Raw genomic sequence first — 15063 nt, 5'->3', positions numbered from 1 at the left:
AATAGCTTTTCCTCCTGTCAAGTCCGTAGCTCGTTCAAAGAGTGAAATGAGACAAGGGAGATATGTCCATGAAAAAAATGTTTGGGATTTGGATGGTAATTGTCTTCGGCTTAATCCTTGTACTTGCAGCCTGTGGTGAAAAATCCCAGGAGGATGTTGTTGAGAAATTAGAATCCAAGCTAGAGGCAATGAATGGATATAAAGCAAAGGCCGAAATGAAAATGAATACTGGACAGGAAGATCAGAAGTACAATATAAACATCTGGCATAAGAAAAAAGATTTCTATCGTGTCGAATTAACGAATGATCAGGATAAAAAAGGCAGCCAAATTATCCTGAAAAATGAAGACGGGGTATTTGTTCTGTCCCCTGCGTTAAACAAAAGCTTCAAATTTCAAAAAGAATGGCCTGAGAACGGAAGTCAGCCGTATCTTTATCAATCACTTGTGAATGATGTTATGAAAGATAAGGAAGCTTCTTTTAAGGTAAGCGATAATTATTATATTTTCGAAACTAAGACAAATTATCAAAGTAACAATAATCTTCCATATCAAGAAATCTATTTTGATAAAAAATCATATACACCAGTTATGGTGAAGGTATTGGATAAAGACAAAAAGGCTTTAGTTGAAGTAAACTTTTCTGAATTTAGTACAGATCCAACCTTTAATGATGACGATTTTTCAATGGAAAAGAATATGACAAGCGGACTAACAGATGCACCTGTTTCTGGTGATGGAGAAGCGGATGCGTTTACAGTGGTATTTCCGCTGAATATGGCCGGTTCTGAATTAGTTGCACAAAAAGAAGTAGAACTTGAAAATGGTCAACGTGTAATCATGACATTTTCTGGTGAAAAGAACTTCACGCTGATTGAAGAAAAAATGGAAGTATTACCAACTATGTCTTCTCCGCAAGTAGTAGATGGTGAGATAGTGAATCTTGGACACTCAATTGGTGCACTTTCCGGAAATACAATAGAGTGGAGCAATAACGGGATGAACTTCATCTTGGCCAGTGATGAGTTAAATAAAGAAGAGTTAATTGAAGTAGCAAAATCCGTTCAAGGCAAAGAAGTGAAGTAAATGAATAGTAGCAAGCAGGCTCATAAGGAGAGGGGGTCTGCTTTTTATTTTTAAAATAATAAGATAAGATATAGATAATACATAGAAGAGGGGGATTTCTGCCGTGGCAGACGCAATATATCGAGATACATGGGCTGAGATAAATCTGGATGCAATCGCTTATAATGTTGAACAAATTAAGCAGAAGCTACCTCAACATAGCAACGTGATGGCAGTAGTGAAGGCTGATGCATACGGTCATGGTGGTGTAGAAGTTGCTAGAAAAGCATTAGAAGCAGGTGCTAGTATGCTAGCGGTCGCATTGCTGGAGGAAGCCCTGGTATTACGCAATGCTAATATTAAAGCACCGATTTTAGTCTTTGGAAGAGTTTCTCCAAAAGATACTCCATTAGCAGCTGAGCACGATATTACGCTGACCTTTTTTCAGAAAGATTGGCTTCGTGAAGTGAAAGATTTCCCATTAAGTCATCCATTGAAGCTGCATATGAAATGGGATACAGGTATGGGCAGAGTCGGCATACGTACAACGGATGAGCTAAAGGAGATAGTCGACGAATTACAGGGCGAACAGCGTATAAATCTGACAGGAATATATACACATTTTGCTACAGCTGATGAACCTGATTTATCCTACTTTGAAGTGCAACAAGCGCGTTTTGAACAACTATTACATGTATTCAACACTATTTGGAAAGAATCTATAATAATCCATGTCGGTAATAGCGCAGCTTCTATCCGTTTCCCTGAAAATATGTATCACTATATTAGATTTGGTATCGCTATGTATGGTCTATATCCATCAGAAATAGTGAAAAGAGAACGTAATATTGACTTGAAGCCTGCTTTCTCCTTAAATAGCCGATTAATTCATGCTAAGAAAATTGCGAGTGGAGAATCGATTAGTTATGGCGCAACACATATAGCATCAAAAGATGAGTGGATTGGAACAATACCCATTGGTTATGCCGATGGATGGATCCGTAAACTACAAGGAATTGACGTATTAATAGACGGAAAGCGAATGCCTATTGTAGGAAGAATATGTATGGATCAGACCATGATAAAGATGGATGGTGAATATCCGGTAGGTACAAAGGTAACGCTAATAGGGAAGCAGGAGAATGAAGAAATCGAAATAGATGAAATTGCAGCACATTTGGAAACGATAAATTATGAGATACCTTGCATGATAACCAATCGTGTACCAAGATGCCATAAAGAAAAATGAGACAACACTTTTATTTTTTTGGGGCAAGAATTGGCATAATATAATTATCTCAAAATAAAATATATATACCACAAAGAAATAATTTTCATGGAACTTGACCTTTCGACACGGTTAGAGGAGAAAGTATTAGCAGGAATAATGCAGTAAGTAATTATGCTTTCTGAACTTTTAAACAAAAATCTTTATTTTTTATTTAAAATTTTTTTATATACCTTTGCAAACCTTGGGCTACAATGATATTATTAAAAAAGAGTTAAATAGTGGTCGTTCAACAGTTGGCGGAGGTGTATGGTTTTGTCAGAGAGCTTACAAGAGATCTTAGTACGATTACCAAAAAACCTATTAAATGAGGTGGATGGATTAATGAAATATGAAAATAGTGATTTCAGTGATTTCATATGTCAAGCTACAAGAAACTATCTGGAACATAAGAAAGATGAGCATATTCAACAATTTCGCGAATCTATGCAGCAAGGATACGAAGAAATGGCCAGAATTAATCTAACAATTGCTTCCGAAGCTTTTCAAGCTGAAGAGGAGGCTGAAAAAAACACCCTAGAGCGCTCTGTGATCGGGGTGTAAGCATTTGATCGTTCAAAGAGGCGAAGTATATTTCGCTGACTTATCCCCTGTGGTTGGATCAGAACAGGGAGGCATACGCCCGGTATTGATCCTGCAAAATGATATCGGAAACAGATTTAGCCCAACGGTTATTGTGGCTGCGATTACTGCGCAGATTCAAAAGGCCAAGCTTCCTACACATGTGGAGATAAACGCAAAACGGTATGGGTTTGATCGTAATTCGGTCATATTGCTAGAACAAATTAGAACGTTAGATAAACAACGCTTAACGGATAAAATAACAAAATTAGATAATAAAATGATGGAAAAAATTGATAAAGCATTGGAAATAAGTCTAGGACTTAAGGAAATGTATGATCAATCATGATACCCCCTTCCCGATGAGTGAAGCAGGGGTATTTTTTGTTGTAGAGTATATGGAGTAGAATAAACATTTATTTTTCGATTTTATGTTACAATATACAGCAATAAAATACATCTTTCTTGAAAAAAATAAATCCCCATGATAAAACCTAACTTAAATGGTATTATTAATATATATAGAATTTTATAAAAATTAACTCAACAAAATTGATTTATGTGGTAGCAGGAGGTAAACTAATGGACCAAAAGTTTAAAAAAATTGCTTTAGAAAACAGTGATTCAATAGTTAATATGTGGATAGGTGAAATTGATTCTTTAAAAAATGGAAATTATACTTCGAATGTATCAGATGAATTATTTGAGAGTACCAATAGAGAATTTGTGAATGTTATTTTTAAAAGTATTAAAGATCAAGGTTCTACCAAACATCTGGAGGACTTTTCTGAAAAGCTGATAAATTTAGGTTGGCCGTTAAGTTATATAACAGATGGCTTACAAGTTTTTAGACGAGTAACAGTTGACTTCATTCTCAGTCAGTCTGAACAGGTCGATTCAAATTATATCTCGCAGGTCTTGAAGAGTGTAGATGCCTGGACTGAACCGATAATTCGACAATTGGTAAATGAGTATTCAGGTAGCTGGGAACATATTGTTTCGCTGCAGCGTGTTGCACTTCAGGAATTGTCTGCACCATTAATTCCCGTTATGGATAATATTACGGTTATGCCTTTGATTGGAACGATCGACACTGAACGTGCGAAGTTAATCATGGAAAACTTACTTGAGGGTGTAATGAAACATAATTCAGAGGTTGTTCTAATGGATATTACAGGCGTCCCTGTTGTTGATACGATGGTTGCCCATCACATTATTCAGGCAGCAGAAGCGGTACGATTAATAGGATCAACATGCATTCTTGTAGGTATTCGTCCTGAGATTGCACAAACTATTGTAAATCTTGGAATTGATCTAGGTAAATTCCCTACCAAAAGCTCGCTGAAAAAAGGATTTACAACAGCACTTGAAATTACAAACAGAAAAGTAGTCGATATGAATATCGAAGATCAGAAAATTGAAGACATGATTGAATCCATTGGTAAGGAGTGATAGTGTGCGGATACCTATTTTAAAATTACACAACTATTTATTAATCTCAATTCAAACAGAGATTGATGATAATACAGCAATACAGTTCCAGGAAGATTTGTTGGACAAAATTCACAAAAGTGGTTCATCGGGAGTAGTAATTGACCTAACATCTGTAGAAGTAATTGACTCATTTATTGCCAAGGTATTAGGTGATGTCGTTACAATGTCAGATCTTATGGGGGCAAAAGTAGTATTGACAGGAATCCAGCCTGCAGTTGCTATGACATTAATTGATTTGGGAATTCATTTAAGAAATGTCCCAACTGCATTAGATCTGGAGCAGGGCTTGGTAAAACTGCATCAGGAATTGGGGGAATGAGTATGGATCTCCAATCCTGTGTTACTATTCAAAAAGAGTGGGATATTGTAGCTGCGCGTCAGCTTGGTCGCGACATAGCAAGGAAAATCGGATTTGGTACAGTTGACCAGGCACGTATTGCGACAGCGATATCTGAGTTAGCTCGAAATATATATTTATATACTGATAATGGAAAGATTTGCTTTGAAGTGATTGATAATATTGACCACAAGGGAATGGGCATTATTTCCGTAGATAGCGGCCCAGGAATTAAGGATATCAGCCAAGTAATGGAGGATGGTTATTCAACATCTGGAGGACTTGGCGCTGGACTTCCCGGAGTTAAAAGACTAGTGGACGAGTTTGATATAAGATCAGAAGATGAAAAGGGAACAGAAATCAGAGCTATTAAATGGGTAAGATAATAATAAATAGATAGATAACTTGGTTAATCGTCAAACTTTGTGGCGATAGCATTAGTTGCACATATGCAATAAGAAAGAATTCATACTTTCTTAACTGCTTAAAAAAAGGGGGAGAATATAAATAAAATCTCTCCTTTTAACATTGTAGAAAGTATATTACAGGGAGGAACGAATGTATGGATGCCCTAAAATTGGATGCAGTTAACTATAAAGAACTATTAAGGCATTACATTAATACACAAGATGAACAATCACTTTATGGGGCTGAACAAATTAGTAAGACATTCATTAAAAATAACATCCCCCCAGAAGAAATAGTAAATTTTCATATCCAGGCACTAACAGAACTTTACGATGAAATTCCAGACCACATTCGACATTCCATGGATTTCTTATTGGAAACGATGATTTCTTATGGGGTGGCACATCAGGAGTATCAGACATTAAGGGAACAGCAATCCGAACTGAAATCGGAAATTTCTGTCGCTGCAGGTATGCAGGATACGTTGCTTGCTACTACTAAACCTGTTATTGATGATTTGGATGTGGGTGTCATAAGTGTTCCGGCACATCAAATGAATGGTGATTACCATCATTTTATTAAAGGCAAGGATGGTTCACTTGGGATAGCTGTTGCGGATGTTATTGGTAAAGGTATACCAGCTGCATTATGTATGTCCATGATTAAATACTCGATGGACAGTTTTCCGGAAGCAACAATGAGCCCAAAATCGATTTTAAAAAATTTAAACCGTGTTGTTGAACGAAATGTTGATCCAAGTATGTTCATTACGATGTTCTATGCACAATATCTCCCAGCTGAGAGTAAACTCCGGTACTCCTCAGCAGGACATGAACCCGGGTTTTATTATGATGCAGAAAGTAATACTTTTGAAGAGATAGAAACGAAGGGGCTTGTACTCGGTGTTTCCGCAGATACTAATTACAAGCAGTATGAGCGTATCATTAATAAAGGTGACATGATTATTCTGTTAACTGATGGAGTTACAGAGTGCAGGCAAGGCGATAGCTTTATTGAAAGTGAAGAAGTGCTGGATGTTATTAAACAATATGCCCATTTAACGGCTCAGGAACTTGTTAATGGTGTGTATAAGCACTTCGAACGTTTGCAGAACTTTCAATTACGCGATGACTTTACTTTAATTGTTTTACGAAAAGAAGTTTAATCTTTTTCTGTTTTGGGTATAGTACTTTGTTACTAAAAAAGAATTTTATATATAAATAGATATGTTAATTCAAGGAGGATGGAGATGAACTTAAAGGTTGATGTTGCAGAAGAAAATGAAAAGTCTATTGTTAGCTTAATAGGCGAAATTGATGCTTATACAGCACCGCAGTTAAAAGAGTCTTTATTACCACTTACCAGAATTGATAATCAACTAGTAGAAGTGGACCTTGAAGACGTTAATTATATGGATAGTACTGGTCTTGGTGTTTTTATAAGTGCTTTAAAATCAACAAAAGAAAATAATAGTCATTTAAAATTGGTGAATCTGCAGAATCGTGTTTTACGTTTATTCAAAATTACTGGTTTGGACGAAATTATAGACATAACTACTGCAATTAGAGGTGGGAATCAAAATGGACAAATTTGATTTTATTGAAATGAAGGTTCCTGCTAAAGCAGAGTATGTTGGCGTTGTCCGACTAAGTATATCAGGAATAGCTAACAGAATGGGTTTTACCTACGAAGATATAGAAGATTTAAAAGTGGCTATTTCGGAAGCAATTACAAATGCTGTTGATCACGCTTATTCTGAAGAAGACAATGGGGAAATAACTGTTGGATTTGGCGTGTATGAAAACCGTCTTGAAGTTATGGTAGCCGATCATGGTGGCAGCTTTAATTTAAATCAAATTAAAGGAGGAATCGGCCCATACAAGAACTCAGAGCCTGTTGAGAATTTACGTGAAGGCGGCTTTGGGCTTTTCTTAATTGATGCATTAATGGACAAAGTTGAAATTAATAATAACTATGGTGTGATTGTGTTAATGACAAAGTACCTTAATGAAGCTGAGGTGGGTCTAGATGACGACCAGATCTCAACAAGACAATAAGGGTAAAGGTGAGGTATACCAATGGATTGAGCACCTTCAACAGGACCCGGATGATAAAGAAACACAGGAAAAAGTTGTGCTCGCATATACCGATCTTGTGGAATCAATTGCCAGAAAGTATTCGAAAAACAGCAATATACACGAAGACCTTGCGCAGGTCGGCATGATTGGATTACTTGCTGCTATCAGAAGGTATGATGCTTCTTTTGGTAAATCATTTGAATCCTTCGCAATTCCAACTATCATCGGAGAAATAAAACGTTTTATCCGTGATAAGACCTGGAGTGTTCATGTACCACGCCGTATCAAGGAACTAGGACCCAAGATTAAGAAAGCTGTTGATGAGCTAACTACTGAAAATCAGGATTCACCATCAGTTAAGCAGATAGCTGCTTATTTAGAAGTTTCTGAAGAAGACATTTTGGAAACGATGGAAATGGGCAAAAGCTATAAGGCGCTTTCCGTTGACCGGAAAATTGAAGCTGACTCTGATGGAAGTACAGTAGCCATTCTTGATTTAGTTGGTAATGATGAAAATGGCTACGAAAATGTAGATCAGCGAATGTTACTTGAGAAAATTTTACCAGTTTTATCTGAGCGAGAACAACAAATATTACGATGTACCTATTTTGATAACCTGAGTCAAAAAGAAACCGGAGAATTACTTGGTATTTCACAGATGCACGTTTCACGACTCCAGCGCCGTTCTTTAAGAAAACTACGTGAGGCATTAAAGACAGAGAGTGCGGAGGTTTTTGATTGAGTACGAAAGAGAATAATGTAGAAGTAGCTATTTACCAAAAAGCAAAAAAAGGTCAGTATTATTGTGGTGATAGCTATTTCTATACAGAAACAGAAAATGAATTTGTATGTGCTTTAGCAGATGGATTAGGTAGTGGTGAATTAGCCAAAGAATCTTCTCAAATCGTAATTGATATTATTAAAAGTAACATTGATACAACTGTCGAACAGTTGATAAAGAGGAGTAATCAGCAATTATCTGGTAAGCGAGGGGCCGTAATAGGAATTATCAAAATCGATTTTCACACGCGTAGCTACTCGTATTCATCTATAGGAAATATTGGGATGATAACCATTACTGAGAATGGCAACACAAAGAGGAATATACCTAATTCAGGTTTTCTTGCTGGTTATCACAGACCTTTCAAAGTTGTGACAGGCAGACTGGAACCAAAAACGAATCTAATAATGTTCTCAGATGGTGTATCAGATGCTGAGCTATCGCAACGGTTCTTATTGAGTAAGGATGTAAACCAAGTTACGAATGCTTATGCAAAACACATTGATGGAACAGCTAGAAGCGATGATACAACTTTAATCGCAATGCGTTATGAGGATTAGGCCGGCTTTAAAAATGCCGGTCTTTTTCATTGTTTAGGAAATTATAAAATTTAAGTGCTCTGGATAACTGGACTTCCGAATCAGCGACGTCCAGCTCCGACGTACAGGACGTACTAGTGCCGGTGACGCCACAGGACGTGGCGTTCTCACCGGCCAGCGCCTAGCGCCTAGTGGACTTCCCTCCCCGTGTCTACGATAAGAAATAAAGGATGTTCGACTAAAACCACCACATCCTGTGGCAACGTCGACCTACCCGCAGCGCTGAGCACAGTCCATGCGGTGCTGAACAGGCGCTTGCGCTTTTGTACTTTTAGGTCTTTTTTTGATAAAATGAGTTCGTACATAAAGGAGGAGCCGATTGTGTCAATTGAATTAGAACAATGGGTGGCAAAGGAAACTGAAGTAAATAATGCTACCGTAAAAAAAGTAATCGCATTAATGGATGAAGGTAACACCGTACCATTTATTGCACGTTATCGAAAAGAAGTAACAGGTGGTCTTGATGAAGTCCAGATCAAATTGATTCATGACAAATATCAATATGCTGTTAATCTAGCTGAACGTAAACAAGAAGTAATTCGACTAATTGATGAACAGGGGAAACTAACAGAAGAACTCGAACGTGATATTACACAAGCCACACAATTACAACGCGTGGAGGATTTATACCGACCATATAAACAAAAACGCCGAACAAAGGCAACAATTGCTAAAGAAAAAGGACTTGAACCGATAGCTGAAATTGTCTGGAAGCAAGAATTAACCAACATTTCTGCAGAAGCTAAGTCCTATTTTTCAGAGGAGCATGAACTAAATACAGTAGAAGATGTATTAACAGGTGTTAACGATATAATTGCTGAGTGGATATCAGATGATCCAGAGTACCGTGATTTTATTCGTGAGGAAACCTTTAAACGCGGTACCATACATGCAGAAGCAAAAAAAACGGAGAAGGACGAAAAAGGCGTCTACGAAATGTACTATGATTATGATGAAGCCATTCGCTCAATGGTGTCACATCGTATTTTAGCATTAAATCGCGGGGAAAAAGAAGATGTGCTAAAGGTGGCAGTTCAGCCCCCAACTGAGCGGGTGCTCGAGTATCTCCAGAAAAAAGTAATATCAGATAAAGGCAACTCGGAATCTGCGCAGATTTTGCAAAATACTATTGAGGATAGTTATAAACGATTGATCCAGCCATCGATAGAACGTGAAATTCGTAATAGCTTAACTGAAAAAGCTGAAGAACAGGCAATATCTGTTTTTGCCAAAAATCTAAAAAACCTGTTACTGCAACCACCATTAAAGGGGAAGACTGTTCTTGGGGTTGATCCAGCTTATCGAACAGGCTGTAAACTTTCTGTGGTGGATGAAACAGGAAAGGTTCATGAAGTAAGTGTAATCTATCCAACTGCACCTAAACATGATACAGCGGGTGCTGAAAAGATTGTGATGGAGTTTATCAATAAGTTTGGTATCGAACTGATTGCAATAGGAAATGGTACTGCTTCAAGGGAGACGGAACAATTTATTGCAGATGTGATTGGAAAGCACACCTTGGATATACCTTATATCATAGTCAATGAAGCAGGAGCAAGTGTGTATTCTGCTTCGAAACTGGCACGTGAAGAATTTCCTGATTTGAAGGTTGAAGAGCGTAGTGCAGCGTCTATAGCGCGACGGGTCCAAGATCCACTAGCTGAACTTGTGAAAATTGATCCAAAATCAATTGGAGTTGGACAATATCAACATGATGTGAGCCAAAAGTCGCTTAATGAATCGCTGACATTTGTCGTAGAAACAGCGGTTAACCAAGTAGGTGTTAATGTTAATACTGCTTCCACTTCACTCTTACAATATGTTGCAGGTCTAAGTAAGACAGTAGCAAATAATATTGTGAACCAACGTAATGAGGAAGGGAAATTCGTTAATCGTAAGCAATTAAAAAAGATTCCTCGCTTAGGTGCTAAAACCTATGAACAGGGGATAGGCTTTTTACGGATTCTGGATGGTGAAAATCCACTGGACAGGACTCCGATACACCCTGAAAGTTATGCACACACAAAGAAACTTTTAAAAATAATTGGTTGCGAGCTTGAAGATATCGGCTCAAATACACTGCGAGATAGATTTAATGAATTGGATAAAAAAGAGATAGCTGAACAATTGGAGATTGGCGAACCTACATTAATGGATATTATGAATGCATTAGGTCGTCCGGAACGTGACCCTCGTGATGATCTGCCTAAACCATTACTGAAACAGAATGTATTGAGTATGGAAGATCTAAAACCCGGGATGGAAATGCAAGGCACAGTAAGAAACGTAGTAGACTTTGGAGTTTTTGTAGATATTGGAGTAAAGCAGGATGGACTTGTTCATATCTCAAAAATGGCAAACAAATTTGTTAAACACCCGATGGATATCGCATCAGTAGGTGATGTCGTAACGGTATGGGTTGAGCAGATTGATGTTGACAAAGGTCGTATCGCACTATCAATGATTGAAAATAAAGGGTAAATAAAAACAGCTGATTATCAAAAAAGATAATCAGCTGTTTTTTGGTTAACTGTACCTATTTAACGCCTTCTGGAACAGATAATCCTAAACCACTTGCGATTCTTTCGCCCCATTCAGGATCTGCTTTATAGAAGTGTTCAATTTGACGTAATTTGATTTCATCTTTGTCTACAGGCTTCATATGACCTACAAAAGCATCAATGAGACGGTCTTTTTCATCTGCACTCATTAATCGATATAAATCTCCTGCTTGAGTATAATGGTCATCACTGTCATATGACACACTGTCAGCCTCTCCATAAACTTCAAACGGACTAATTTTTGAAGCTGGGTCTTCCTTTGGCTCAGTATCATAACTGTTGGGTTCATAATTAACCGAACCACTGCCATTACTATAGCGCATTTGTCCATCGTATTGGTTGTTATTTACTTCGTTAACCGGACGGTTGATTGGTAATTCCTGATGGTTGGCACCAATACGGTAACGGTGAGCATCAGAGTAACCAAACAGTCTTCCTTGCAGCATTTTGTCCGGAGAAGCTTCAATTCCTGGTACAAAGTTACCTGGTGAGAATGCAGCTTGCTCTACTTCAGCAAAATAATTTTCAGGATTACGGTCAAGGACCATACGACCTACTTCGATGCGTGGATAGTCTTTTTGAGACCATACCTTGGTAACATCGAATGGGTCAAATCTATATGTTTTTGCGTCTTCATACGGCATAATTTGTACATATAGTTTCCATGCTGGGAAGTCACCTTTATCAATGGAGTTGTATAGGTCTTCCACATGGTAGTCTGGGTTTTCTCCAGCAATTTGGCCTGCTACATCTTCATCTAAACCTTTTACACCTTGTTCACTAATGAAGTGGTATTTTACCCAGAATGCTTCACCTTTGTCATTTACCCATTTGAAAGTGTGGCTTCCATATCCATTCATGTGACGGAATGTTGCCGGAATACCACGATCACCATGTAAGTATGTGATTTGATGCAGTGATTCTGGTGATAATGACCAGAAATCCCAAACAGCATTTTTGTCTTTCAAGTGTGTCTTAGGGTTACGTTTTTGTGTGTGAATAAAGTCAGGGAACTTAATAGCATCCCGAATGAAGAAGATTGGTGTGTTGTTACCAACTAAATCATAGTTACCTTCTTCTGTGTAAAACTTAACTGCGAAGCCACGTGGATCACGTACTGTATCTGCTGAGCCAAGTTCACCTGCAACTGTTGAAAAACGAATAAACATTGGTGTACGTTTCCCGACTTCACTTAAGAATGCTGCTTTAGTGTATTTTGAAAGATCGTTTGTTACTTCAAAATAACCATGTGCCCCAGCGCCTTTTGCATGTACTACACGCTCAGGTACACGTTCTCTATTAAAGTGTGCTAGTTTTTCTAAAAGGTGAACATCCTGAATTAATGTTGGACCTCGATTACCTGCAGTAATTGAATTCTGGTTATCCCCAACTGGAGCACCAGAAGCTGTTGTCATTCTTTTCTTTTCATTACTCACTTACTGAACACCTCTCCTTTTACAATATTAATCTCATATTCAATTATAATATAATACTATCAAAAATCAATGTTTAATTACAATTATTTTAATTAAGCCTCGGATATTAAAAGTTCTAAATCTATGATAAAATAGTGTTGTTTTAATACGTTAGGGATGATTATATGAAGTTATTAAGTGAAAAAGGACTATACGAATTGGTAAATGAATTATCATTAAAACATTTTCATAAATCGTTTAAAGATAGAATCAGATATAATAACCGGCTTAGAACTACAGGCGGGAGGTATGTACCTTCTAAAAGAGTAATTGAGTTAAATCCGAAGTACTCTATGGAAATGGGGGAAAAGGAAGTAATAGGTATCATAAAACACGAACTCTGCCATTACCATCTTCATATAGAAGGAAAGGGGTATAAGCATGGTGATAGAGACTTCAAGAATTTATTGAAAGTTACAGGCTCACCACGGCATTGTCAGCCACTTCCTTCCACTCTAAAACAAAATAAACATATCTATATATGTAATAACTGTTCTCGCGTATACAAACGCACTCGACGGATAGATGTTAATAAATACAGATGCGGAAAATGCAGAGGTAAATTAGTAATGAAAAGAACCAGTTAAGGTTTAACAGATTGAAATTAAAAAACTTCAGCTTGTTTGATATAATAAGGTACAGATAAAATTTTCATAGAATAGATTGACGAAAAATGCCCTACGTGTTAAATTAAATAAGGCTTAAAAAAACGTGTCGACTTGATTATTTATTCTATTGAAACTTGTTGACATTAAACGCAAGATATTGTATAGTATTTTTCGTCGCAATTATTTGGAATTACATTTCAAATTATGAATTACATTGATAAATACTTTAAATTTTTCCGCAGTAGCTGACCGCATGCATCACTGAATAAGGTATCATGTGCAGGTCTGCGAGGAGCGCTTGCTCATCGAATAACCTTTCAACAAGACGAGCAAATATAAATACTTTAAATTATTCCACAGTAGCTCAGCGGTAGAGCAATCGGCTGTTAACCGATCGGTCGTAGGTTCGATTCCTACCTGTGGAGCCATCAGGAGAAGTACCCAAGTGGCTGAAGGGGCGCCCCTGCTAAGGGTGTAGGTCGCGTGAGCGGCGCGAGGGTTCAAATCCCTCCTTCTCCGCCATTTTTTATGGCCCGTTGGTCAAGTGGTTAAGACACCGCCCTTTCACGGCGGTAACACGGGTTCGAATCCCGTACGGGTCATCTTATACTTTAATAAATAAATCGGTTGGGTCCGGTAGTTCAGTTGGTTAGAATGCCTGCCTGTCACGCAGGAGGTCGCGGGTTCGAGTCCCGTCCGGACCGCCACTGTTGGGCTATAGCCAAGCGGTAAGGCATCGGGTTTTGATCCCGTGATTCCCAGGTTCGAATCCTGGTAGCCCAGCCATTTTTTTATGGATTAAGAAAGTGTAGCGTCGCAGAACAATCCTTCAAAACGAGGAGTTTAATGAACGCTCACTATAATTAAAAAACACTCATATTATGAGCCATTAGCTCAGCTGGCAGAGCATCTGACTTTTAATCAGAGGGTCGGAGGTTCGAATCCTCCATGGCTCACCACTTTTTGCGGGTGTGGCGGAATTGGCAGACGCGCTAGATTTAGGATCTAGTGTTTTACGACGTGGGGGTTCAAGTCCCTCCACCCGCACTCAAGATTCACTTTGCTGTGATTATCCCGGTACTTTATATTGTGCTTTAGATAAGTTATTTCCCATTTGCCAACTTTTACTAATGATGATTAGGCGGTCGTGGCGGAATGGCAGACGCGCTAGGTTGAGGGCCTAGTGGGGGCGACCCCGTGGAGGTTCAAGTCCTCTCGACCGCATTAAAAAAACTTCTTGATATTATATACTGTATATGGTATATTTAAGTTTCTCGCTTTGAAGCGCCCGTAGCTCAATTGGATAGAGCGTTTGACTACGGATCAAGAGGCTAGGGGTTCGACTCCTCTCGGGCGCACCATTTTAACGGGAAGTAGCTCAGCTTGGTAGAGCACGTGGTTTGGGACCACGGGGTCGCAGGTTCGAATCCTGTCTTCCCGACCATCGAAAGATTACAAGAATTTTAAACAGATTTTATATGCGGGTGTAGTTTAGTGGTAAAACTTCAGCCTTCCAAGCTGATATCGTGGGTTCGATTCCCATCACCCGCTCCATTTTTTCTTATGGGCCTGTAGCTCAGTTGGTTAGAGCGCACGCCTGATAAGCGTGAGGTCGGTGGTTCGAGTCCACTCAGGCCCATTTTGCTCCTTGAAAACTGAACAAAACAACCAGTATGTCAAGAAAACAGGTTAAAAGTTAAACTTTTAAACCCTGTTTCAATTATTAAAGCTAAGACAATTATATGATTGATTGGTGTCAATCATATTCAAACTAACTTTTATGGAGAGTTTGATCTTGGCTCAGGACGA

The 15063-nt window shown here is 38.3% G+C and carries 15 protein-coding genes and 12 tRNA genes; 26 read left to right on the top strand and 1 reads right to left on the bottom strand.

Annotated features, from left to right (window positions below; all coding sequences use genetic code 11):
- Nucleotides 1–68: 68 nt before the first annotated feature.
- From J2Z82_RS17630 to J2Z82_RS17570, 13 genes are all read left to right on the top strand, one after another.
- Complete coding sequence (locus J2Z82_RS17630; RefSeq protein ID WP_209482111.1) at nt 69–1085, top strand: LolA family protein; 1017 nt, start codon at nt 69–71, stop codon at nt 1083–1085.
- A gap of 103 nt (nt 1086–1188) precedes the next feature.
- Nucleotides 1189–2313 (top strand): alanine racemase, encoded by a 1125-nt coding sequence (alr, locus tag J2Z82_RS17625; RefSeq protein ID WP_209482110.1) that lies wholly within the window; start codon nt 1189–1191, stop codon nt 2311–2313.
- A gap of 294 nt (nt 2314–2607) precedes the next feature.
- Nucleotides 2608–2895 (top strand): CopG family ribbon-helix-helix protein, encoded by a 288-nt coding sequence (locus tag J2Z82_RS17620; RefSeq protein ID WP_092494227.1) that lies wholly within the window; start codon nt 2608–2610, stop codon nt 2893–2895.
- A 4-nt stretch (nt 2896–2899) separates the two neighbouring features.
- Nucleotides 2900–3262, top strand: a complete 363-nt coding sequence (locus J2Z82_RS17615; protein ID WP_092494228.1) for a type II toxin-antitoxin system PemK/MazF family toxin — start codon at nt 2900–2902, stop codon at nt 3260–3262.
- Nucleotides 3263–3495: 233 nt separating this feature from the next.
- Complete coding sequence (locus J2Z82_RS17610) at nt 3496–4365, top strand: RsbT co-antagonist protein RsbRA (RefSeq protein ID WP_209482109.1); 870 nt, start codon at nt 3496–3498, stop codon at nt 4363–4365.
- A 4-nt stretch (nt 4366–4369) separates the two neighbouring features.
- Nucleotides 4370–4726, top strand: coding sequence for an STAS domain-containing protein (locus tag J2Z82_RS17605; RefSeq protein WP_092494230.1), 357 nt, complete (start codon nt 4370–4372; stop codon nt 4724–4726).
- A 2-nt stretch (nt 4727–4728) separates the two neighbouring features.
- Nucleotides 4729–5130, top strand: a complete 402-nt coding sequence (locus J2Z82_RS17600) for an anti-sigma regulatory factor (RefSeq protein WP_209482108.1) — start codon at nt 4729–4731, stop codon at nt 5128–5130.
- Between the two features lie 176 nt (nt 5131–5306).
- Nucleotides 5307–6317 (top strand): PP2C family protein-serine/threonine phosphatase, encoded by a 1011-nt coding sequence (locus J2Z82_RS17595; RefSeq protein WP_209482107.1) that lies wholly within the window; start codon nt 5307–5309, stop codon nt 6315–6317.
- An 84-nt stretch (nt 6318–6401) separates the two neighbouring features.
- On the top strand, nt 6402–6746 hold the full coding sequence (locus tag J2Z82_RS17590; protein ID WP_209482106.1) for an STAS domain-containing protein: 345 nt from the start codon (nt 6402–6404) through the stop codon (nt 6744–6746).
- The gene (rsbW, locus tag J2Z82_RS17585) at nt 6733–7209 is read left to right on the top strand and encodes an anti-sigma B factor RsbW (protein WP_209482105.1); all 477 of its coding nucleotides are present in this window, start codon (nt 6733–6735) and stop codon (nt 7207–7209) included. Before J2Z82_RS17590 ends, rsbW begins: the two co-directional genes overlap by 14 nt.
- Nucleotides 7181–7972, top strand: coding sequence for an RNA polymerase sigma factor SigB (gene sigB / locus J2Z82_RS17580; RefSeq protein ID WP_209482104.1), 792 nt, complete (start codon nt 7181–7183; stop codon nt 7970–7972). Before rsbW ends, sigB begins: the two co-directional genes overlap by 29 nt.
- Nucleotides 7969–8571 carry a SpoIIE family protein phosphatase gene (locus J2Z82_RS17575; RefSeq protein WP_209482103.1) on the top strand — a complete coding sequence of 201 codons (603 nt, stop codon included), beginning with the start codon at nt 7969–7971 and terminating at the stop codon, nt 8569–8571. Before sigB ends, J2Z82_RS17575 begins: the two co-directional genes overlap by 4 nt.
- A gap of 330 nt (nt 8572–8901) precedes the next feature.
- The gene (locus tag J2Z82_RS17570; protein ID WP_209482102.1) at nt 8902–11091 is read left to right on the top strand and encodes a Tex family protein; all 2190 of its coding nucleotides are present in this window, start codon (nt 8902–8904) and stop codon (nt 11089–11091) included.
- Between the two features lie 55 nt (nt 11092–11146).
- Here J2Z82_RS17570 and J2Z82_RS17565 read toward each other — a convergent pair whose 3' ends face one another.
- On the bottom strand, nt 11147–12586 hold the full coding sequence (locus J2Z82_RS17565; protein WP_209482138.1) for a catalase: 1440 nt from the start codon (nt 12584–12586) through the stop codon (nt 11147–11149).
- 185 nt (nt 12587–12771) lie between these two features.
- Here J2Z82_RS17565 and J2Z82_RS17560 point away from each other — a divergent pair, with 185 nt between their 5' ends.
- From J2Z82_RS17560 to J2Z82_RS17500, 13 genes are all read left to right on the top strand, one after another.
- Entirely contained in the window at nt 12772–13233 is a 462-nt protein-coding gene (locus J2Z82_RS17560; RefSeq protein WP_209482101.1) for a SprT family protein, read from the top strand.
- Nucleotides 13234–13607: 374 nt separating this feature from the next.
- Nucleotides 13608–13682: transfer RNA gene (locus J2Z82_RS17555), tRNA-Asn, on the top strand.
- A gap of 3 nt (nt 13683–13685) precedes the next feature.
- Nucleotides 13686–13776 (top strand) — tRNA-Ser (locus J2Z82_RS17550).
- Nucleotides 13777–13784: 8 nt separating this feature from the next.
- Nucleotides 13785–13856, top strand: a tRNA-Glu gene (locus J2Z82_RS17545).
- A 28-nt stretch (nt 13857–13884) separates the two neighbouring features.
- Nucleotides 13885–13961: transfer RNA gene (locus J2Z82_RS17540), tRNA-Asp, on the top strand.
- 4 nt (nt 13962–13965) lie between these two features.
- Nucleotides 13966–14040: transfer RNA gene (locus tag J2Z82_RS17535), tRNA-Gln, on the top strand.
- A gap of 97 nt (nt 14041–14137) precedes the next feature.
- Nucleotides 14138–14213: transfer RNA gene (locus tag J2Z82_RS17530), tRNA-Lys, on the top strand.
- 6 nt (nt 14214–14219) lie between these two features.
- Nucleotides 14220–14301, top strand: a tRNA-Leu gene (locus J2Z82_RS17525).
- Nucleotides 14302–14395: 94 nt separating this feature from the next.
- Nucleotides 14396–14478, top strand: a tRNA-Leu gene (locus J2Z82_RS17520).
- Between the two features lie 60 nt (nt 14479–14538).
- Nucleotides 14539–14615 (top strand) — tRNA-Arg (locus J2Z82_RS17515).
- A 6-nt stretch (nt 14616–14621) separates the two neighbouring features.
- Nucleotides 14622–14698: transfer RNA gene (locus J2Z82_RS17510), tRNA-Pro, on the top strand.
- A gap of 36 nt (nt 14699–14734) precedes the next feature.
- Nucleotides 14735–14808 (top strand) — tRNA-Gly (locus J2Z82_RS17505).
- A gap of 11 nt (nt 14809–14819) precedes the next feature.
- Nucleotides 14820–14893: transfer RNA gene (locus tag J2Z82_RS17500), tRNA-Ile, on the top strand.
- Nucleotides 14894–15063: the final 170 nt, after the last annotated feature.

It is taken from the genome of Virgibacillus litoralis (assembly GCF_017873675.1).
GTDB classification, from domain to species: Bacteria; Bacillota; Bacilli; order Bacillales; family Amphibacillaceae; genus Lentibacillus; species Lentibacillus litoralis.
The sequence above is the reverse complement of the archived record's forward strand: the minus strand, read 5'-3'. Positions and strand labels throughout refer to the sequence as shown.